The organism is Caballeronia sp. M23-90 (assembly GCF_053574605.1).
Window position 1 is genome coordinate 1 of sequence record NZ_JBSIPA010000087.1, and the last position, 18560, is coordinate 18560.

Below are 18560 nucleotides of genomic sequence, written 5' to 3' on the forward strand. Positions count from 1 at the left end.
TTATCGCCCGGCGCAGGACGCCGAGCGTGTCGCCGTCACGCAGAAACGCATGTTGCGCGTCGGTCAGCGCCATTTCAGCAATCCGCACCGCGCCGCCGCGCGGATTGGGCAATGCCTGGAACGTGTTGGTCAAGCCGGACAGAGTAGTCATGGAACGCTCACGAGCCAACGCACAGCGCGAGGCCGTACATTGGATGGATCTGGGTCGAACCCGGGCGCATGTCGCTTTTTACATGCTGTTCACATCTTGCGATACAAACCCGGACCTACGTTTGCCGAATCGTTTCCTTGGCCAAACACTCCTGCGGATTGGCGTTTTCAGGCGTGTCCGGCCTGATCAACAAGCCCTACGCCTTCGCCCGTGGTCGCGTTGTCTACCGCCTCGACACGCCACGTCATACCGCACGCCCACCTTCCTGCGCTTTGAGAGTCCTGCTTCACCACCGTAAACAACACGCGCCGCATGAAGGCATCCCATCCATGCGGCGCGGTTTTAAATGCTTTCCTGCATCATGTCCGAGCCTTTGCTCAGATCTGAACCATCTCAAAGTCTTCCTTGCGAGCGCCGCATTCGGGACACGTCCAGTTGATTGGAACGTCTTCCCAACGCGTGCCGGGCGCTATGCCTTCCTCAGGCAGACCCGCTTCTTCGTCGTAAATCCAGCCACAAATCAGGCACATCCAGCTTCTGTATTCCATGCTTATGTCGCGTCGGGGAATCGGTTAAATGAGTGCATGATGGTACCGGTTTGGCGCTGCGATGCCTAGCAATGCAGCAGTGCTGGGCAATCACCCGGTTTCCGTCATGAAGGATGTCAACATGCACGCCGGCATTTCGCCGGCGATACGAAACGGCGATGGAGCAAATACCGCGCCGTGTGCGCCGTTTCGGTTCGCTCAATGTCTGGCATGATTTTGCTTGTATCCCTGGAAAAAGTGTTCGGATCATGTGGCAAGGCGTCGTTAGGCCGCATAATCGTGCCGTTTGCACCGAACCATTTGTTTCCGGCTGCCCGACGATTCTTTAGCCGAAAGACCAGAAAAAACCACCCGATGCCTAGCGATACCCCTCCGATTGTTCTTACTTTTGGCTTGTCCGACCCAACCGGCGGCTCCGGCCTGCAGGCCGACTTGCTAACCTTGGCCAGCATGGGCTGCCACGGACTGACCGTGCTGACCGGCTACACGGTTCGCGATTCCGCCACTTGCGACGAAGTTACCGGTCTCGATCCTGAAACTGTAGGTACTCAGGCCCGCATGTTGCTGGAGGATATGCCCGTGGCGGCGTTCAAGATCGGCGCGGCAACCCGTGCGGAGGTCGTGGCCGCGATCGCGGAAGTCGTGGCGGACTACGACGATGTCCCGCTTATTCTCGCACCCGATTTCACGCTTGACGACGAACACGTGCTGGCCGCGGACGAACTACGGGAATCGATGGCCGATTTGCTGGTGCCGCAAACCACCATGCTCGTTGCCGATCACGCCACCCTCCTGCAGCTTGCGCAGCCCGACGGTGACGCCGAAGCGCCCACGCTTGACGCCGCGATCTCGCATCTGCTGTCACAGGGCTGCGAGTACATCCTGGCGACAGAAACGGGCACACACCGGCACGTGAACACGCTGTACAGCGAGGAAGGACAGATCCGGCAGGACACGTGGGACCGGACCGAACATCGCATGATGGGCATTACCGATACGCTCGGCTCGGCCATTGCCGCGCTGCTGGCGAACGGGCAGGAACCGGCGGAAGCCGCGCGCGAAGCGCAAGAATACGTTTTCCAGGCGACGCGAGCCGCCTTCAGGCCCGGCATGGGCGCATATATGCCGGATCGATTCTTTTGGGCTCGTTCGAACGATGACGAAGAGACAGCGCCCGTGGTGGTCGACGCGCCACCCTCCGCACCTGGCGAAGCACGCCACTGAAACTGATCTGGAGCGAAACTAAAACATGCCGCTGCGCAAAGCTTCGCTCCCGTCACTCAAGAAACATCCCGTCGGCGCAGTCCGTATAGGCTGCGCCGGTTGGGGGCTCACCGACGCCGTCGGCGAGCACTTCCCCGGCGACGGCACGCACCTCGCGCGCTATTCGCAAGTGCTCACGTGCGTTGAAATCAACTCGAGTTTTTATCGGCCGCATCGTCCCGAGACGTATGCCCGCTGGCGTGACAGCGTGCCCGACACGTTTCGATTTTCGGTGAAGATCCCGAAGGCCATTACGCACGACGCACGCCTCGTTTCGTGCGAACCGCTGCTCGACGCGTTCTTCGAATCCGCCACGCAACTGGGCGACACACTGGGTTGCTGGCTCGTGCAATTGCCGCCCAGCCTCGCGTTCGATGCTAACGAAGCCGAGGCGTTTTTTGCATCGATGCGCGAGCGCACCGCGATTCCCATCGCGCTCGAAGCCCGGCACGAAAGCTGGTTTGCGAAGGGCGTCGCCACGTTGCTCAAATCGAAAAGCGTCGCTTACGTCGATGCCGACCCGCAACCCGATGACTGCGCGATCAAGCATCGGGCGGATACGTCGCTGGCGTACTTCCGGCTCCATGGCTCGCCCGACGTGTACCGCTCATCGTATGAATTTCCTTACCTTGATGCCCTCGCCCTCACGCTTCACGACCGGGCGAAGAAAGCGCACGACGTCTGGTGCATCTTCGACAACACCGCCGCCGGCGCCGCGCAGTTCAATGCGTTACGTGTGAAAAGCCGCCGGGCACTGAACGCCCGTCCCAAGAAACGCATTGCCGTAAAGGAGAAAGCCGATGCGTGAGTACGTGAAGTGGTTGAGCGCTGCTTTGTTTTTAACTGGCGGTATGACATCGGCGATGGCGCAGACGCAGCCGCCAACGAGCGCGACAAACGCGGCCACACCGGTTGGCGATGGAACCTTCCTCCTCACAATCTTCCTCAAGCACGACGAATCGAAAACGCTGCCGCAGATCAACCAGCAGTTGAAGGAGCAAGGCTACTTCAAGGCCTTTCCTCCGCCCGGCGTCCAGGTGGTTTCGTGGTACGTGATGATGGGTATCGGCCAGGTGGTGACGCTGCGTGTTCCCGCTGACAAACTGCGCGAAGTGAATCGCGCAATCGAAACCACCGCGTGGGGCGGCTACAGAACAGAGTTCTATCCGACCTACGATTACAAGGCCGTAGCCGAAAAGATGCGCGAACAGAACAGCAAATAACAGCAACTAAAACCCGGCTTGACGCGCATACGAAAAAACCCGCATCGGTTGCCCGATGCGGGTTTTTTCTTTGACAACTTCTGGCAAAACGCAGACTTCCGAAGAAGCCCGCGTTGTCACGCAATCCCGGCAGAAGCCGAAATTACATGTCCATGCCCATGCCGCCCATTCCGCCCGGCATTCCGCCGCCGCCCATCGGGCCGTCTTCCTTCGGCAGTTCCGACACAGCGCAGTCGGTCGTGAGCAGCAGACCTGCCACCGATGCCGCGTTTTGCAGTGCCGTACGCGTCACCTTGGTCGGGTCCACAACACCGGCTTCCACCAGGTCGACGTACTCGCCCGTTGCTGCGTTGTAGCCGAAGTTGCCCGTACCGGCTGCAACTGCTGCCACCACGACGCTGGCTTCTTCGCCGCCGTTCGTGACGATCTGGCGAAGCGGCTCTTCCATTGCGCGCAGCACGATCTTGATACCTGCGTCCTGGTCAGCGTTCAGGCCCTTCAGGTCCTTCAGTGCCAAACGAGCGCGAATCAGCGCGACGCCGCCACCAGCCACGATGCCTTCTTCCACAGCTGCGCGCGTTGCGTGCAGTGCGTCTTCAACACGTGCCTTCTTTTCCTTCATTTCGACTTCGGTAGCCGCGCCAACCTTGATCACTGCAACGCCGCCAGCCAACTTGGCGACACGTTCCTGCAGCTTTTCGCGGTCGTAGTCCGACGTAGCTTCTTCTATTTGCGTGCGAACTTGCTTCACGCGCGCTTCGATGTTCACAGCTTCGCCAGCGCCGTCGATGATCGTGGTGTTTTCCTTCGCCACTTCGATGCGCTTGGCCGAACCCAGCTCAGCCAGCGTAGCCTTTTCCAGCGTCAGGCCGGTTTCTTCAGCGATGACTTGACCACCGGTCAGGATCGCGATGTCTTCCAGCATGGCCTTGCGACGATCGCCAAAGCCCGGAGCCTTGACAGCAACGGTCTTCAGGATGCCGCGGATGTTGTTCACAACCAGCGTAGCCAGAGCTTCGCCTTCGACATCTTCAGCAATGATCAGCAGCGGACGGCCAGCCTTCGCAACCTGTTCCAGGATCGGGAGCAGATCGCGGATGTTCGAAACCTTCTTGTCGTGCAGCAGCACGAACGGGTTTTCGAGCACGGCAACTTGCTTTTCCGGCGTGTTGATGAAGTACGGCGACAGGTAGCCGCGGTCGAATTGCATACCTTCAACCACGTCCAGCTCGTCTTCCAGCGACTTGCCGTCTTCAACCGTGATCACGCCTTCCTTGCCGACCTTGTCCATCGCTTCTGCAATGCGGTCACCAATCGACGAATCGCTGTTGGCCGAAATCGCGCCGACTTGGGCGATTTCCTTGTTCGTCGTGCAAGGCTTGCTGATCTTGCGCAGTTCTTCGATAGCAGCGGTCACTGCCTTGTCGATACCGCGCTTCAGGTCCATTGGGTTCATGCCCGATGCAACGTACTTCATGCCTTCGCGAACGATCGACTGGGCCAGGACCGTAGCCGTCGTCGTGCCGTCGCCGGCGTTGTCGCTGGTGCGGGAAGCAACTTCCTTCACCATTTGCGCGCCCATGTTCTGGAGCTTGTCTTTCAGTTCGATTTCTTTCGCAACCGAAACACCGTCCTTCGTGACCGTCGGGCCGCCGAAGCTACGTTCCAGGACGACGTTACGACCCTTCGGGCCCAGCGTGACCTTGACCGCATTGGCCAGGATGTTCACGCCTTCAACCATCTTTGCACGGGCGATATCGCCAAATACGACTTCTTTAGCTGCCATATTCAAACTCCTTGATTCGTTTCAGTTTTGGCTTGTTCCAGGTCGGGCGAGAGTCGCGGGAAAGCGGTTCGATCGCGCCGACTGGAGGCCGCAGGCTTGAAGGTGATTACTTGACCAGAACGGCCATGATGTCTTCTTCGCGCATCACGAGCAGTTCATTGCCGTCGACCTTGACAGTCTGACCAGCGTATTTACCGAACAGCACGCGGTCGCCCACTTTGACGTCGAGGGCGTTTTGCGTACCCTTGTCATCGCGCTTGCCCGGGCCGACGGCCAGGATTTCGCCTTGATCCGGCTTTTCAGCTGCAGCATCGGGGATGATGAGGCCCGAGGCAGTCTTGGTTTCCTGATCCAGACGCTTAACGATGACGCGATCGTGCAAAGGACGAAGGTTCATACACACTCCTCTCTTAACTGAGACTATAAAAAACGCGGGAAGCCCGTCCGGCGACTCAGAGAATCACCGGCCGGAAAACTGTTAGCACTCTCGTGCGACGAGTGCTAAGTATATGGCACTCCAGTCGGTAATTTCAAGAAGGATATGGAGAAGGACGAGAAATACGCTCAGGTTTCGGAATCTAACTGCAACAATTCAACTGGCGTTCGCCAGCGCTTACCGCAACCGACCGTGAAATCTTTTTGGCGATACGGCAAATCACAGGCAACGCCACAGCTCGTCTTCAAGTGATCTGACGAGGACGTTGTCATTCGTGTTTCAGGTATATCCCGTGGAACGCCGAGAACTGCCAATGTGCGGTACACCCGAATCTTGCCGGGTTCAGCACCATTGAAAGGTGCAAGTAAGTGCGCGGCGGAAAGATTGGCAACTTAGTTGCAGACCGCGCTACGCGAAATGAGGCAACAAACCGCTAACGACGTGGTGGTTGACAGTCGCTAGTCGACCCGAAAGCGACGGACCCTAAGACTGACTGAGCGGTCGGTTTTTGCGTGGCACCAGTCGCTCGAACAATCTGATCTCCCGCCTCATACATCTCCACAGCTTTGCGCCACGAATATATTTCGACAATACTTGAATTATCGAATCGAATGTTCTATCGTTCTGCGTATGGACTCTGATCTCGTCGTACGCGCGTTGAGCGCCCTCGCCCACGAATCGCGCCTCGCGATCTTCCGCCTGCTGGTCGTCGCCGGGCAAGACGGCATGGCCGCTGGTGAGATCGCGAAGCAGCTCGGGCTTTCCCCTTCAAGTCTGTCATTTCATCTCAAGGATCTGTCACATGCGGACCTGGTGAAGCCACGGCAAGAAAGCCGCTTCATCATCTACACCGCGAATTTTGACGCCATGACAGGTCTGATCGACTTCCTGACGGAGAACTGTTGCGCCGGCGCGACCTGTGCCGCGAGCGATCTCCCCGCCTGCTGCGGAGATACACCATGAAGCGCATGCATATCCATGTCGCGGTCGAAGACCTCAGCGACAGCATTCAGTTCTACAGCGCCATGTTCGGCAACAAAGAACCCACAGTTCTCAAGAGCAATTACTGCAAATGGGAACTGACCGATCCGGCCGTCAATTTCGCGATTTCGCAGCGGGGCGCGAAACCGGGCGTTGACCACATCGGCATCCAGGTTGAAACCGACGCAGAGTTGGAAGAGATGAATGCACGCTTCGCTGCGGCAAAGCTGCCGGTACAGACACAGACGAAGACCATCTGTTGCTACTCCAAGTCGGATAAGGTGTGGACGGTCGATCCGCAGGGCGTCGCTTGGGAGACGTTCAAAACCCTCGAAGCTGCACCGATCTACGGTGCGTCCCACGATCGAACGCAAGCAAAAGCGCAATCAACAGCCGCATGTTGCTCCCTGCTGAATCCGTTGTGACGATTCGGAGCCGCACGTGCGCGATAAATCTTACCCAGTTCTGATTCTTTGCACAGGAAATAGCTCGCGCAGCATCATGGCCGAGGCGCTGTTCAACGTTTTGGGCAAAGGGAAGTTCCGGGCGTACAGCACCGGTAGCCATGCCTCCGGCGCGGTCAATTCGTTTGCCATTGAACGATGTGAAGCGCTCGAATACGACACGTCGCACATGCGTAGCAAGGGCTCGGACGAGTACGCAACACCTGACGCTTTACCCATGGATTTTGTGATCACGGTTTGCGATCAAGCGGCGGGCGAAGTCTGCCCGATCTTGCCGGGCAAACCGATGACAGCGCATTGGGGCTTCGAAGATCCAGCCGCATTCGAGGGCCGCGATGAAGACAAGCGCAATGTATTCACCAAGGTATATCGGCAAATCATGAGCCGCGCGAGCCAGTTTGTGAACCTGCCGCTCCATGTGCTTAATAGCAACGCGATACAGCACGAAATGCGCGCGATCGGTGAAAGGCCTGCAGAGGAATCAAATGAGCAGTACTGACACCGCGGTTGGCGGCGCACAACCGGCGATCGGATTTTTCGAACGCTACCTGACCATCTGGGTTGCCCTTTGCATCGTGGGCGGTATCCTGCTCGGGCAGGTGTTTCCCGCGCTCTTTCAGGCAATCGGCCGCATGGAAGTGGCGCAGGTCAATCTCCCGGTCGGCGTGCTCATCTGGGTGATGATCATTCCGATGCTGGTCAAGATTGATTTTGCCGCGATGACTCAGGTCAAAAGTCATTGGCGTGGAATAGGCGTCACGCTGTTTGTGAACTGGTTCGTCAAGCCGTTTTCAATGGCCTTACTCGGCTGGATCTTCATCCGTCATGTGTTCGCGCCGTGGCTTCCCGCAGGTCAGCTTGACAGCTACATCGCCGGCTTGATCCTGCTGGCTGCAGCTCCTTGCACAGCAATGGTGTTCGTCTGGTCGCAGCTCTGCAAGGGCGATCCGTATTTCACGTTATCGCAAGTGGCGCTGAACGACTCCATCATGATCGTAGCCTTCGCGCCGCTCGTCGCCTTGTTGCTTGGTTTGTCGGCCATTACGGTGCCATGGGATACGCTAATTATTTCGGTCGGCCTCTACATCATCATCCCGGTCATCCTCGCTCAACTGCTGCGCCGAATGCTGGAGGCGAAGGGCGAGGCACATTTTCGGAAGAGCGTCGCACACCTCGGTTCCTATTCGATCTGCGCGCTGCTCGCGACCTTGGTGCTACTTTTCGCCTTCCAAGGGCGGGCGATCATCAAGGAGCCGCTCGTTATTGCAATGCTCGCAGTGCCGATCCTCATTCAGGTATTTTTCAATTCCGGTCTCGCCTACCTGTTGAATCGGCGGCTTGGAGTAGCGCACTGCGTGGCGGGCCCATCCAGTCTGATCGGTGCAAGCAATTTCTTCGAGCTGGCAGTGGCCACCGCAATCAGCTTGTTCGGCTTTCATTCCGGCGCGGCGCTGGCCACCGTCGTCGGCGTGCTGATCGAGGTGCCGGTGATGCTGCTAGTCGTCGGCGTCGTCAATCGCTCGCAGCACTGGTACGAAGCAAAACAAAGCATCTAAGGACAACGAGTATGAGCATCACGATCTATCACAACCCGGATTGCGGGACGTCGCGCAATACGCTGGCCATGATCCGCAATGCGGGCATCGAACCAGAAATCATCGAATACCTGAAAACCCCGCCGACCAGGAGCACGCTGCAGGATTTGATCGCCCGCGCCGGGATCACAGTACGTGCTACGTTGCGTGAAAAAGGCACGCCTTACGCCGATCTGGGTCTGGGCGATCCATCATTGACCGATGAGCAATTGCTCGACGCGATGCTGGAACATCCCATCCTCATCAATCGCCCGCTTGTCGTCACACCGCTTGGCGTGCGCCTGTGCCGGCCCTCCGAAGTCGTTTTCGACATCCTGCCAGCAGCGCAAAAAGGTGCGTTTGCCAAGGAGGACGGCGAACCGGTCATCGATGGCGAAGGACGCAGAGTCCGCGAATGACACAACACCTATCCAACATCAGCACGCCGCATCTCGACATGCCGGATCTGCGCAAACTCGAACCGCGCGCGGTTTCGCAACATGCGCCACGGATCCTGCTGCTCTACGGTTCGTTGCGCCCCACGTCATACAGCCAATTTTTAACGTTAGAAGCCGATCGCATCCTGCGCCATTTCGGCGCCGAAACACGGGTCTTCGATCCGCACGGCCTGCCGGTGACCGACAGTGTCAGTGCTGATCATCCGAAAGTAGCCGAACTACGCGCACTGTCGGAATGGTCGGAAGGCCAGGTATGGTGCAGCCCGGAGCGTCACGGCACGCTGACGGCCGTATTTAAAAACCAGATCGACTGGCTACCGCTCGAAATCGGCGGCATCCGCCCGACCCAAGGCCGCACGCTCGCGGTGATGCAGGTGTGCGGCGGATCGCAGTCGTTCAATGCGGTCAATGCATTGCGCGTGCTCGGCCGCTGGATGCGCATGGTGGCCATTCCGAACCAGTCGTCGGTGGCAAAGGCCTGGCAGGAATTCGATGCTGAAGGACGGATGAAACCATCGGCTTACTACGATCGCGTCGTCGACGTAATGGAAGAGCTGTACAAGTTCACGCTGCTCGTGCGCGATCGCTCGGAGTACTTGACCGACCGTTACAGCGAGCGAAAAGAAGCGCATCCGGAGCTTGCCACGTCGCTGGCGAGCGCCGCGATGAACCAAGGAGCGGTAAGCCTCAACGCCGATATCGATGACAGCGAAACGCAGTGACGGTGTCCGCGCGACGTGGGCACTCGCCGCCGCACAACTCGTGTCATGGGGTTCGATCTATTACGCGTTCCCGCTGTTTGTCGTACCGATGGAAAGTGCGCTAGCTTAGAGCCGTACCGCCACAAACGCAGCGCTCTCGATCGGTCTGCTGATCTCGGGACTCGCGGCGTATCCCATCGGGACGTGGATCAATCGCGGCCACGGCCGTCGCGTCATGGTCTGCGGGTCTACCCTTGCTGCGGCGATGTTGGCGCTATGGTCTCAGGCAAATAGCCTCGCGATATTGTTTGTCGTCTGGGCCGGTCTTGGCGTCGCGATGGCTGCCACGCTCTACGATCCGGTCTTCGCGGTGGTCACACGCGATTTTCCTGACAGCTTTCGCACCCGGATCACGCTCATTACGCTGGTAGCCGGTTTTGCGAGTACGGTTTTCATCCCCCTAACTCAAGGCCTCATCAAATGGTGCGATTGGCGGGGCGCATTGCTCGTGCTTGCCGCGTTTAATCTGGCGATCTGCCTGCCGCTGCACATCTTCGCGATCGGCGGGGATGCGCCACGCGATGGCGAATCAAATTACAAGGCGACGCAGAAAGCTGCCAATGCAGCGGCCACACGGCGCGCACTACGCACGCCAACATTCTGGGCGCTCGCAGTGTTCTTCACAGCCTACTACGCCACATTCGCTGCGCTCACGTTCCATCTGGTACCACTGATGGCGCAACGGCGCGTGTCGCCTGCGCTGATCTTGACGACGATGGCCGTCATTGGCCCGGCGCAAGTTCTGGCCCGCGTGCTGTGGTTCACGATCGGGCCGCAACGTGCGGCCGTCAATCGTGGGGATTGTGATTACGGCAGCACTCCCAGCTTCGGTAATCGTTCTCATGTGCGCCGGGACGTCGCCGGCGTTGCTTATCCTGTTTGCGATCGTCTACGGTGGCGCCAACGGCATGATGACGATCTTGCGCGGGACGATCGTGCAGGACGTGATGTGGACAGAGGGCTATGGAGCCGTGAGCGGACTCCTCTCGATGCCCTCGAATATTGCCAAGGGCATTGCGCCGATTTCGGCCGCTGCAATCTGGACGATCGGCGGAAACTATCTCCCTGTCGAATGGACCGTGTTGCTGGTGTCATTGGTTTCAGCCGTTGCGTTCATCCTGGCGACGCGTCTCGCCTCCGAGGAAAACCTCGGCGGCCGCCAAGTCAATCTCGAATGAGCATGCTGCCATGCAGATACGAATAGCCGATGAGGCCGACCTGAGCACAATCAAAAGCCTTTTAGGCACGAACGACTTACCTGTCGCCGATATCTCAAAGGCACTCATCACAGGATTTCTGGTCGCAGAAGATGCAAGCGGATTGGTTATCGGCATCGGCGGACTTGAACAGCTGGGCTCTAGCGTGCTGCTGAGATCACTCGCCGTCGCGCCGGAGGCACGCGGACTAGGAATCGCAAGTGCACTGGTGGCACGCCTCGAAGACAACGCACGCGCCTGCGGACGACAGGATGTTTGGCTACTGACAACAACGGCGGAGCGATTTTTCGAGCGAGTCGGTTACAAGAGTGTGAGCCGCGAAGAAGTCCACCGCGAAGTTCGGTTATGCAGACAATTCGCCGAGCTGTGTCCGTCGACGGCCTCCTGTATGCGAAAGCGGCTTCGTACGGCAACTTCCGCGCCCATCGCCGAGCGACCGCTATCAAACTGATTTCCGACGCTCGAGGCCAGTTTGTCGCCGGCTCTTGTTGGCGATCGTCGACCACTATGGGCAGTCGCCGATCAGCGGCGGAGGTGACCGACACCAAAGTCACCTCGACCTCAATCCTCGTCCTCGACCCAAAGACACCCTGACTGTAAGACACCGATTACGAGAACTCCCACATCGAAGGTCGCGTCGGTAACTGGACACCAGTTGTTGGTGAAGTACCGAGCTTGAGCGCCGAACTGTTCCAAAAATTTGCCCGTCAATTGTTCCGCCTGAGCCGCAGTCATTATCTCGACGCTGTACGCTTGGTCGCGATGCAGCACCTCATCAACAAAGGAATGCGCCGTGCTCTCATCAATTTCGCGATAAGAGGCGTCGTCATCGCGCAGCTCGAACGCTTTCGCTACAGTAGCGGGAGTTGGCGCCGAATACGGTAAAACTCCGCAGCGCACTTCGCCGCAATCACGCAAGCGCTTGATGTCTTCGTTGATTCCCACGGCAGTCCTCTTCGGTTCAAAGGATTTGTCGACGATCTGTGTCCGCCTGTCGACTGACCGCTACTGGCCGTACCTGGTCCGATGCTCATCGCATGAGACTCGCACAAAAGGCTGTATCGGGTCGGACGGACCGTGTCCGACCCTGAACTGCCAAATGCCCTTGCCGGACGCGAGATACGGGTGCCCGGACGGATTATTTCAACGCATGGACCACATTGGTACGCAGTCCCGCGGCTTCATCTTTATGCTGTGCGGGTACAGCTCCATCGTCAATGACGTCGGAGGGGCGTGAACGCAAGATCACAAAAATCTCCGTTCCGGTCGATCCTTCACGCAGAGCAGCTAGTAGCTGCTCTGCGTGCCGCCCGAAACCAACGTCGGCATAGATTTCGCCAGTGCTCTAATGTCATCGTATAAGTGCGTCATCTATGTCTCGTCGGACTGCGAGTCCCTTCGCTGAAGAGCCCAGTTGTATCGCTCTACCAACTTTGCAGCGGCAGCAAGTGCTTGTTCCCTCCGGCGACTCTCGGCGGCATGGATGCGAACATCTTCACGTGCAAGCGCCTCGGGGACCCAATATTGTCGGACCGCCCCGACCGGTAGACCGAGAGTCTCCGAGTCAATTGTACGAAACAGCTCGAACTCGGAATCGCTCTCTACTTGTCTCCAAAACGCTGGGGGGGTCCATTGCACGAGCGGTCTCAACGATCCCGGCGCGTCCCTCCAGAAGATCGGTCGCCCTAGCATGAATTTCTCGGCAGCGCTCTCGCCAAAGTGCCTCGTTTTTGATCCCGCGAGGGATTTCCATTTGTCGAGCCAACGTCGGAGGCGAATCGTTTGCCGAATTAGGGAGCTTAAGCGTCGGATTCAAAATTTGTAGCACCTCAACCAGCCCAACAATTCTTGTGCCCTCGGCTACTTCGACGCGTCGACCAACCCAGAAAGCCTTTGGGTAGGCCTGAGGCGTGAGAAGCCAAACTTCCGCTTGACCATTTCCCCCAGTTTCAACTCCGTTGCCGTCCACGAATTCGTGATGGGCACTGGACCAATAATCAGACCGCACCTTGTAGATCGGCCGGTATCCTGACATCACTCGTTTCGACAAGCCGTCGTTTCTGAGCGCGGTCAAAGCAAAGTTTACTAGCAGGTCGGGCAAACGGGGCGGACGGGTCATGTGCTGGCGTCTGTTATGTATTCTTTGCAATTGTCGACGATTCGCGTCCGTGTGTCGAAGGGCTTATTGTGGCCGAACCCGGGCGGACGACCACCGGCTTAGGCTGTTAAGGATCGTTGGACGTCTGCCCCAAACCGCAGGCGTGTGACTACCCCGGCGCCGGCGGGCTGGCGTCCAACAATCCTTAACAAAGTGAGCCTGACAACGACCGGCTCTGATCGACCCCGTCCGTCTTATACATTTCCCGATGCCGACGCGGATGCGGATGCGGATGCGTTCGAAAACGCTGTCCAACTTCCGCTGTTGGCAAATGCCTGCGGCGTAGGTCCCTGCCGACAGAATCCGCCGCTGCGAACTTTCCCTGCGAGCATATCTCCACCTCGTAAGCGGGTTCTTAGTACCGCAGGCGCTATTGGGAGCGAATTGCATCCATAACCGCTTTGCCCAGTTGCCTTGTATTTAGCGCGCCCCCGCTGCCGTTAAGTTGCCGGACCTCCAACCGCGCCGCTAATTCGCGCAACACCGGCATTACGGGCGCCACAGGCACCCCGTCCTTCTCAACGTCAATCGTGCCACTCTCGCGCCGGCGGAGTACGTGATTGCCATAGACGACCTCATCCACTACGCCCGAGGATGGCACATACGAAATCATCTCGGAGTTGGGCAGGCGATTAAGCAGGTTATCGACGGCTTCGAGAGTTCTCTCGCCCCACATCTTCGAAAGCGCATAGGTCTTGCCAGTTATGTGGAATAGCTCACTGTCATCGGTAAAGTACCGAAGCTTCTTGCCTCCGAATGCTTCCGTCAGTTGAGCGCCATCCAAAGTGCCATCCGCTGTGATGAACATGTTCCCACGCCAGTCTACGGCCCCTTCAACTTCAGATATCGACATGCCTTGGCGGATGGCTTCCCCAACCACGCCGAGCATAAGCCTGCGCTTCGGCAGATTGGGAAAAATATTCTCGCCGATGGTCAGGTCATAACGTGTCATATCCCGGTCCTGCACGCGGGCAGCGTCTTGCTCCATCGACTTTTCACGAACCGCAACCTGATACTCTTCCGCCTGCGGGAGGGGAATTACTTGCTGGATATCGAGCAATACACGATCAGCGATCTGATGAGGGCGCATTTGTACACAGCGAAGATCTAGCCCCTGCTTGTTCAGCCAAAGGACCGCTGTAGTCAGTTCTGTAGAGAATTCGGCAGAAGCTAAAACGATACGTACCTTGTCGGACAACGCTACCGCCTCACCCTCTTCCACATCAAGGAAGTCTCGAATTTCCTGCGCAGGATCCTCACTCGAACCGATTGAGAGCAAGTATTTTCTATGCGCTTCCACGGCCTGCTCGAAACGCATGGTCGAAATCATTGCGGCATATCGTAGCGCTTGCAGCTCCATATGCGCAGCATCGTCACGCTTCAATTCCACAACTACAAGGTTCGCTTGATCGTCGAGACAAAGCAGATCGATACGCCGGTTGGCACCGACCCAATCTCCGAACTCTTCGGCGAGTACCATCGTTTTTACTTTTGGCGTAATCGCAGCGATGTGCGTTTTGATAGCCCTCTGGATGTTTGCACGCTCCAACAGTCCAAGTTCTGTGAAGGTCTTCGGATCGATTGCTTTAAGGCTTTCGCCCGTCATTTCATACAGCGCCATCAAAAGCCCCATGTAGTGTTGACATATTTTTCAGCGCGGCTGTTGTCTCAGCCTCCCACGCCAAGTTTTTTCTCATTGTTGGAGCGTCGCTGTATTTACTATTTGCTCCGCACACAAAAGAATTCGTCATCGATTAGTAGATTTGGGGTGTTCGATTTTCCCTCAAACCATTTTGGTAGAACACGAATTTCCCCGTGCGCGATAGCATTCTTGCGGCTGGTCGGACAGTCGGTAGTGCGAGATTGTCCAACGATCTGCGGCTGTGTGTCGAACGTCCCTTCCTGGCCGAGCGGCGACAACAAGAAATCCAATTGCTTCAGGACTAAACGGTTCCGTGCTGTGTCTATCAGGCGAATCGATCAAAAGCGATAACTAATCCCCAACTGCACCACCGGATACCAGTGGTACTTCTCCACTTCACGCGTCACTTTCTGCTCGGCCTGCAGAATGTTGTCTTGTGATGTGAACAAGCTGTAGATTGCCGGGATGTTGTAGTCCACATGCGGCCGACCATAGGCCGCACCAATGTCGAAGGTGAAGCCAAACCCCTTAGAAACCGGCTTGTGCCCGTATCCCAATCCGATGTACGGCATCACTGTCGGCAGCTTCGCCACTGCTGACGGCGCCGCGCCCACAGCGGGTACGAAATCACCGCCGATTTTGTAGTTTCCTTGCGCGTTCGGGACGGCGTGGGCTCTCAACTCGTCATCGTTGATGAGCGCACCGCCGGTAACTCGAAAGCCGCTATTGCGAAACGGAAACAAGTCGAGATATACGCCGCCTTGCTTGAGGCTCAGATGCCCGTCGTACTTGTTTTCATCCACTGTTACCGAGTGCGAAAGACCGAAGCCCTCCACCTCTGCGTGCACGCCCGCCCATGTTGTCAACGAGTAGGCGGCCCCGAGACCTGCCCCCAATGTTCCAGCATGCGCATAGATTTCCTGCGCTTGCACGTTCGATGCACATACCGCAATTCCCGCAGCCGCCGCTGCGCTCAAAAATTTCCTCACCGCCCCTCTCCTTGTTAGCCCGGCTTTTCCAGAAGTCGAGACTTTAAGGTTTCAGGATTCGATTCAATGCGGTGAATAGTGGTCGCTTTTAAGCGTAATTCGAAATAAGGAAAAATGACCGCTCGGCGTTCTGCGCAACGGCATGCGGCGCGTTCCTGCTCTTTCGTTTCTTCTCATAAAAAGTGCGCCGACCGTTTTTAAGTGCCGCTCGAATTGACTATTTTTCTGGCCGTTGTTCGATGAATCGATTCGTTTCGCAGACCGTGATAATCCGTTTCACACTTGGGTTCCGCGGTTCATACGGTTACGCCGCTTTCCCCGCAAACCCGCTCAATCATCTGGGGCACGCCCCATTCACGTTCCGCGCAAACGCGCGGCAAGAAAACGACTGGAGTTGGCATGGCTTTGTATCAAGGGATTCGATCTGTCGCAGCGGCGGCCGTTATCACGACATCATTGTGTTTGAACGCCTGCGGCGGGGGCGGCGGCTCCGACGCGCCGGTTTCCAACGTGCTGAAACTCTCGACTGCGATTCAGAGCGAACACGTGGCCAAGTATGCCGGCGCATTCGGCATGCTCGCAGGTCCGGGCGTGGCGGCGATCTATACGTCGGTGGTGTCGTCCTTCGTGCAGGATGTGTCGTCTGCCACGGGTGCATCGAGCACGGCGTGCGCGGGGGGCGGTTCTGTCGATGTCGTTGCACAGAGCGCGGGCGCAGCCGGCCTGCAAGCGGGCGAGAGCGCGACGGTCACCTTCAATCAGTGCATTGGGCAAGTGGAGGCAGCGACAGTCGCGAGCGACGCGAAGGCCACGGGCACGATCTCGCTTCAGGTCCAGAGCGCGAGCGGCCAGGTCGGCAGCAAGACCAGCAATTGGGCTTACACCGCCACGGAAACCGCCAACACCGTCACGCTGGTATCGGGCAAGGGAACCAATGTGCTCAATGGAACGATCAACATCGCCGTGTCCTTCGATGCAAGCACGGGCTTGACCACCACGACGGCAACCGCGCCTTCGATCACGATCAACCGCACGCAGAGCACGGCAACCTCGGGTGATGTGAGTGGCACGATAACCGTGTCATCACTGGCCATGACGCGCATTCACGGGACGAACCCCACAACGGATTCGGTCACGAGCAGCGCCGCAGTAAGCGTGTCGGCGAGCGATGCGGTTATTGCATTCAACGTGTCGACGCCGACTGCCGTCATGGTCACGGGTGGTGACCTTCAGCAAGGTGTCGTGCAGCTGACGACCGATGACACTGTCGAGACGTTATCCGCCGTGAACGCGAACACAGTTGGGATCACCGTGACCTCGGGCGGCAAGACTGCCAATTACACGGAAACCTACGCCGACTTCCAGTCGATCGCAGGCGGTTGAAGCGCGCTTTTCCACGCAACGCCGTTATCCGATCATAAATGCAATGTGATGGACGTCCCCACCCATTGACGGCTTCGGTATGCCAGAGTGGAGGGGGCATTAACCACTCAAACCGGAGGGGAGGTCTACCATTAGATCGCGACAGTCGGGCTGACCTAGCCGGGAACGTGTTTCAGGTCCGCAGATGCTGCTGATTGTCACGCAAAACTAACCGCGGCTAACGTTAAATGACAAGTGACTGCGAAGCCTTGTACCGATAGCATCCGCAATTCAAGGCTCGATGAACCTCGAAACGAGGTTTGGGCGCCGGCCCGATCCCCAAGTTTTTTACCGCCTGGAAGGCTGCAGGATTGGGATCACATCCGGACGCAAGTCAAGGAAGTCGACACATGCGGCCGGTTCAGCGGCAAATGAAGTCCAATCAGGCCGAGCGGTGCACGCGTGGTTAAGTGAGGCTGTGTTCTTATCATGCTCGTTCGTGAGTTCGGCAACTTCTTCACATCGCGTATCGTTCGGCGCCTGAATGACCTTGGTCGGTTTGTTCTCCAATACAGATGTTTTTCTCATGTGAACATCCTTCGATAACAGCGCGAGTTCAAAATAGAACTGGGCGCAAGACGTTTCATAGGTCAAATTGCTCTTGAGTAATTTTGCACCTTTTTACGCCTGCCCTTGCGGCACACTACAATCTAGCCCGCCGATGTCCCTCGATTCGTCCCGCAGACTGTCATGTACAAGCCGCTTTCCCATCTTTCCCTCGCCTTTCCCTTGCTGATCCTTGCCGCGTGCGCAGGTAAAGCGACGCCCACGCCGAGCTACCAAGCGGAGATGTTTTCCACCGGCGTAAGCCCGTTCGCGCACAACTACGACGCAACCAGCCAGGAAACCTGCGAAGCGTCGCGCCGCGCGTTGCTAAGCCAAGGCTACATGACGACGATGGCCCAGCCCGATACCGTCGATGCCACCAAGAATTTCCAGCCGACGCCGGACACGCACGTGGTTGTGTCGTTTCATGTGGTCTGCACGCCGGGCGAGAACGCGAGCAACACCAGCATCGCATATGTGAACGCCGTGCAGGACGGCTATACGCTCAAGAAAAGCGATACATCGGCGAGCGTGGGGTTGAGCGTGCTCGGATCGTTGTCGCTGCCAATCCGCTCGAACAGCGACTCCATGGTCAAGATTTCGAGCGAGACCGTTCCGGCGGGCAAGTTCTACGACCGGTTCTTCGGTCTCGTCGGCCATTACCTGCGCACCGTGCCGCGCAGTTCCCCCATTCCCGGCGACGATGTCACCAGCCGGCCGCTCGCGCCATCGCTGATATTGAATACGCCGGAGCTGACGCCAACGCCGATCGTCGTGCAGACGCCGGTGGTGAGTGTGCCGGCGCTGCCGGCTTCATCGCCAACGCCGGCGCCGTAAGACCGCGGCTCACTCCGGCACGTTCACCGAACCACCGCTAAAAGTGATCGCGTTGCCGCCGGGCGCGGCCGAAATCGAAGGCAGATTCGCTACCGATAACGCCA

18 protein-coding genes and 1 pseudogene are annotated in these 18560 nt (G+C 57.8%); 13 read left to right on the forward strand and 6 right to left on the reverse strand.

From position 1 onward, the window contains the following. Positions 1-528 precede the first annotated feature (528 nt). Positions 529-699 (reverse strand): rubredoxin, encoded by a 171-nt coding sequence (locus ACRXB1_RS11575; RefSeq protein ID WP_025527884.1) that lies wholly within the window; start codon positions 697-699, stop codon positions 529-531. A gap of 354 nt (positions 700-1053) precedes the next feature. Between ACRXB1_RS11575 and ACRXB1_RS11580 the strand changes: the two genes are divergently transcribed. The 3 genes from ACRXB1_RS11580 to ACRXB1_RS11590 are packed head-to-tail and all read left to right on the forward strand — an operon-like array spanning position 1054 to position 3185. Beyond that, on the forward strand, positions 1054-1923 hold the full coding sequence (locus ACRXB1_RS11580; protein ID WP_449492079.1) for a hydroxymethylpyrimidine/phosphomethylpyrimidine kinase: 870 nt from the start codon (positions 1054-1056) through the stop codon (positions 1921-1923). Positions 1924-1948: 25 nt separating this feature from the next. Then, positions 1949-2770, forward strand: a complete 822-nt coding sequence (locus ACRXB1_RS11585) for a DUF72 domain-containing protein (protein WP_449492080.1) — start codon at positions 1949-1951, stop codon at positions 2768-2770. Then, positions 2763-3185 carry a hypothetical protein gene (locus ACRXB1_RS11590; RefSeq protein ID WP_449492081.1) on the forward strand — a complete coding sequence of 141 codons (423 nt, stop codon included), beginning with the start codon at positions 2763-2765 and terminating at the stop codon, positions 3183-3185. The genes ACRXB1_RS11585 and ACRXB1_RS11590 overlap by 8 nt, the downstream gene beginning before the upstream one ends. A 142-nt stretch (positions 3186-3327) precedes the next feature. Here the strand turns inward: ACRXB1_RS11590 and groL are convergent, their stop codons facing one another. Together groL and ACRXB1_RS11600 are read right to left on the reverse strand one after the other, a co-directional pair. Next, positions 3328-4971 (reverse strand): chaperonin GroEL, encoded by a 1644-nt coding sequence (groL, locus tag ACRXB1_RS11595; RefSeq protein WP_213779839.1) that lies wholly within the window; start codon positions 4969-4971, stop codon positions 3328-3330. Positions 4972-5077: 106 nt separating this feature from the next. After that, positions 5078-5368, reverse strand: a complete 291-nt coding sequence (locus ACRXB1_RS11600; protein WP_031362728.1) for a co-chaperone GroES — start codon at positions 5366-5368, stop codon at positions 5078-5080. 669 nt (positions 5369-6037) lie between these two features. Here ACRXB1_RS11600 and ACRXB1_RS11605 point away from each other — a divergent pair. From ACRXB1_RS11605 to arsN2, 8 genes and pseudogenes are all read left to right on the forward strand, one after another. Continuing rightward, positions 6038-6370: an ArsR/SmtB family transcription factor gene (locus tag ACRXB1_RS11605; RefSeq protein ID WP_449492082.1), complete on the forward strand. Its 333-nt coding sequence runs from the start codon at positions 6038-6040 to the stop codon at positions 6368-6370. Next, positions 6367-6813: an ArsI/CadI family heavy metal resistance metalloenzyme gene (locus ACRXB1_RS11610; protein ID WP_143325606.1), complete on the forward strand. Its 447-nt coding sequence runs from the start codon at positions 6367-6369 to the stop codon at positions 6811-6813. Before ACRXB1_RS11605 ends, ACRXB1_RS11610 begins: the two co-directional genes overlap by 4 nt. Before the next feature lie 16 nt (positions 6814-6829). Next, positions 6830-7351, forward strand: coding sequence for an arsenate reductase ArsC (locus ACRXB1_RS11615; RefSeq protein ID WP_449492083.1), 522 nt, complete (start codon positions 6830-6832; stop codon positions 7349-7351). Further along, positions 7338-8408, forward strand: a complete 1071-nt coding sequence (arsB, locus tag ACRXB1_RS11620; protein WP_449492092.1) for an ACR3 family arsenite efflux transporter — start codon at positions 7338-7340, stop codon at positions 8406-8408. Before ACRXB1_RS11615 ends, arsB begins: the two co-directional genes overlap by 14 nt. 11 nt (positions 8409-8419) lie before the next feature. After that, positions 8420-8845 carry an arsenate reductase (glutaredoxin) gene (gene arsC / locus ACRXB1_RS11625; protein ID WP_449492084.1) on the forward strand — a complete coding sequence of 142 codons (426 nt, stop codon included), beginning with the start codon at positions 8420-8422 and terminating at the stop codon, positions 8843-8845. After that, complete coding sequence (gene arsH / locus ACRXB1_RS11630) at positions 8842-9606, forward strand: arsenical resistance protein ArsH (RefSeq protein WP_449492085.1); 765 nt, start codon at positions 8842-8844, stop codon at positions 9604-9606. Before arsC ends, arsH begins: the two co-directional genes overlap by 4 nt. Continuing rightward, positions 9587-10823 (forward strand): annotated as a pseudogene (locus ACRXB1_RS11635) (MFS transporter). Before arsH ends, ACRXB1_RS11635 begins: the two are co-directional and overlap by 20 nt. A gap of 10 nt (positions 10824-10833) precedes the next feature. Beyond that, the gene (arsN2, locus tag ACRXB1_RS11640; RefSeq protein WP_449492086.1) at positions 10834-11313 is read left to right on the forward strand and encodes an arsenic resistance N-acetyltransferase ArsN2; all 480 of its coding nucleotides are present in this window, start codon (positions 10834-10836) and stop codon (positions 11311-11313) included. Positions 11314-11423: 110 nt separating this feature from the next. On the opposite strand, the gene ACRXB1_RS11645 is transcribed toward arsN2, so the two are convergent. The 3 genes from ACRXB1_RS11645 to ACRXB1_RS11655 all read right to left on the reverse strand — a co-directional run bounded on the left by ACRXB1_RS11645 (position 11424) and on the right by ACRXB1_RS11655 (position 15651). Next, the gene (locus tag ACRXB1_RS11645; RefSeq protein ID WP_449492087.1) at positions 11424-11807 is read right to left on the reverse strand and encodes a hypothetical protein; all 384 of its coding nucleotides are present in this window, start codon (positions 11805-11807) and stop codon (positions 11424-11426) included. 1583 nt (positions 11808-13390) lie between these two features. After that, on the reverse strand, positions 13391-14641 hold the full coding sequence (locus tag ACRXB1_RS11650; protein WP_449492088.1) for a hypothetical protein: 1251 nt from the start codon (positions 14639-14641) through the stop codon (positions 13391-13393). A 359-nt stretch (positions 14642-15000) separates the two neighbouring features. Further along, entirely contained in the window at positions 15001-15651 is a 651-nt protein-coding gene (locus ACRXB1_RS11655; protein WP_449492089.1) for a hypothetical protein, read from the reverse strand. 399 nt (positions 15652-16050) lie between these two features. Here ACRXB1_RS11655 and ACRXB1_RS11660 point away from each other — a divergent pair, with 399 nt between their 5' ends. After that, entirely contained in the window at positions 16051-17034 is a 984-nt protein-coding gene (locus ACRXB1_RS11660) for a hypothetical protein (protein ID WP_449492090.1), read from the forward strand. Between the two features lie 729 nt (positions 17035-17763). Continuing rightward, positions 17764-18456 carry a DUF2242 domain-containing protein gene (locus ACRXB1_RS11665; protein WP_449492091.1) on the forward strand — a complete coding sequence of 231 codons (693 nt, stop codon included), beginning with the start codon at positions 17764-17766 and terminating at the stop codon, positions 18454-18456. The last annotated feature ends 104 nt before the right edge of the window (positions 18457-18560 follow it).

Bases quoted from the DNA above. Each gene is read 5' to 3' on its own strand.
- ACRXB1_RS11610 (WP_143325606.1), top strand. From the start codon at position 6,367: ATGAAGCGCATGCATATCCATGTCGCGGTCGAAGACCTCAGCGACAGC.
- ACRXB1_RS11665 (WP_449492091.1), top strand. From the start codon at position 17,764: ATGTACAAGCCGCTTTCCCATCTTTCCCTCGCCTTTCCCTTGCTGATC.
- ACRXB1_RS11580 (WP_449492079.1), top strand. From the start codon at position 1,054: ATGCCTAGCGATACCCCTCCGATTGTTCTTACTTTTGGCTTGTCCGAC.
- ACRXB1_RS11590 (WP_449492081.1), top strand. From the start codon at position 2,763: ATGCGTGAGTACGTGAAGTGGTTGAGCGCTGCTTTGTTTTTAACTGGC.
- arsH (WP_449492085.1), top strand. From the start codon at position 8,842: ATGACACAACACCTATCCAACATCAGCACGCCGCATCTCGACATGCCG.
- ACRXB1_RS11585 (WP_449492080.1), top strand. From the start codon at position 1,949: ATGCCGCTGCGCAAAGCTTCGCTCCCGTCACTCAAGAAACATCCCGTC.
- groL (WP_213779839.1), bottom strand. From the start codon at position 4,971: ATGGCAGCTAAAGAAGTCGTATTTGGCGATATCGCCCGTGCAAAGATG.
- arsC (WP_449492084.1), top strand. From the start codon at position 8,420: ATGAGCATCACGATCTATCACAACCCGGATTGCGGGACGTCGCGCAAT.
- ACRXB1_RS11575 (WP_025527884.1), bottom strand. From the start codon at position 699: ATGGAATACAGAAGCTGGATGTGCCTGATTTGTGGCTGGATTTACGAC.
- arsB (WP_449492092.1), top strand. From the start codon at position 7,338: ATGAGCAGTACTGACACCGCGGTTGGCGGCGCACAACCGGCGATCGGA.
- ACRXB1_RS11600 (WP_031362728.1), bottom strand. From the start codon at position 5,368: ATGAACCTTCGTCCTTTGCACGATCGCGTCATCGTTAAGCGTCTGGAT.
- ACRXB1_RS11605 (WP_449492082.1), top strand. From the start codon at position 6,038: ATGGACTCTGATCTCGTCGTACGCGCGTTGAGCGCCCTCGCCCACGAA.
- arsN2 (WP_449492086.1), top strand. From the start codon at position 10,834: ATGCAGATACGAATAGCCGATGAGGCCGACCTGAGCACAATCAAAAGC.
- ACRXB1_RS11660 (WP_449492090.1), top strand. From the start codon at position 16,051: ATGGCTTTGTATCAAGGGATTCGATCTGTCGCAGCGGCGGCCGTTATC.
- ACRXB1_RS11650 (WP_449492088.1), bottom strand. From the start codon at position 14,641: ATGGCGCTGTATGAAATGACGGGCGAAAGCCTTAAAGCAATCGATCCG.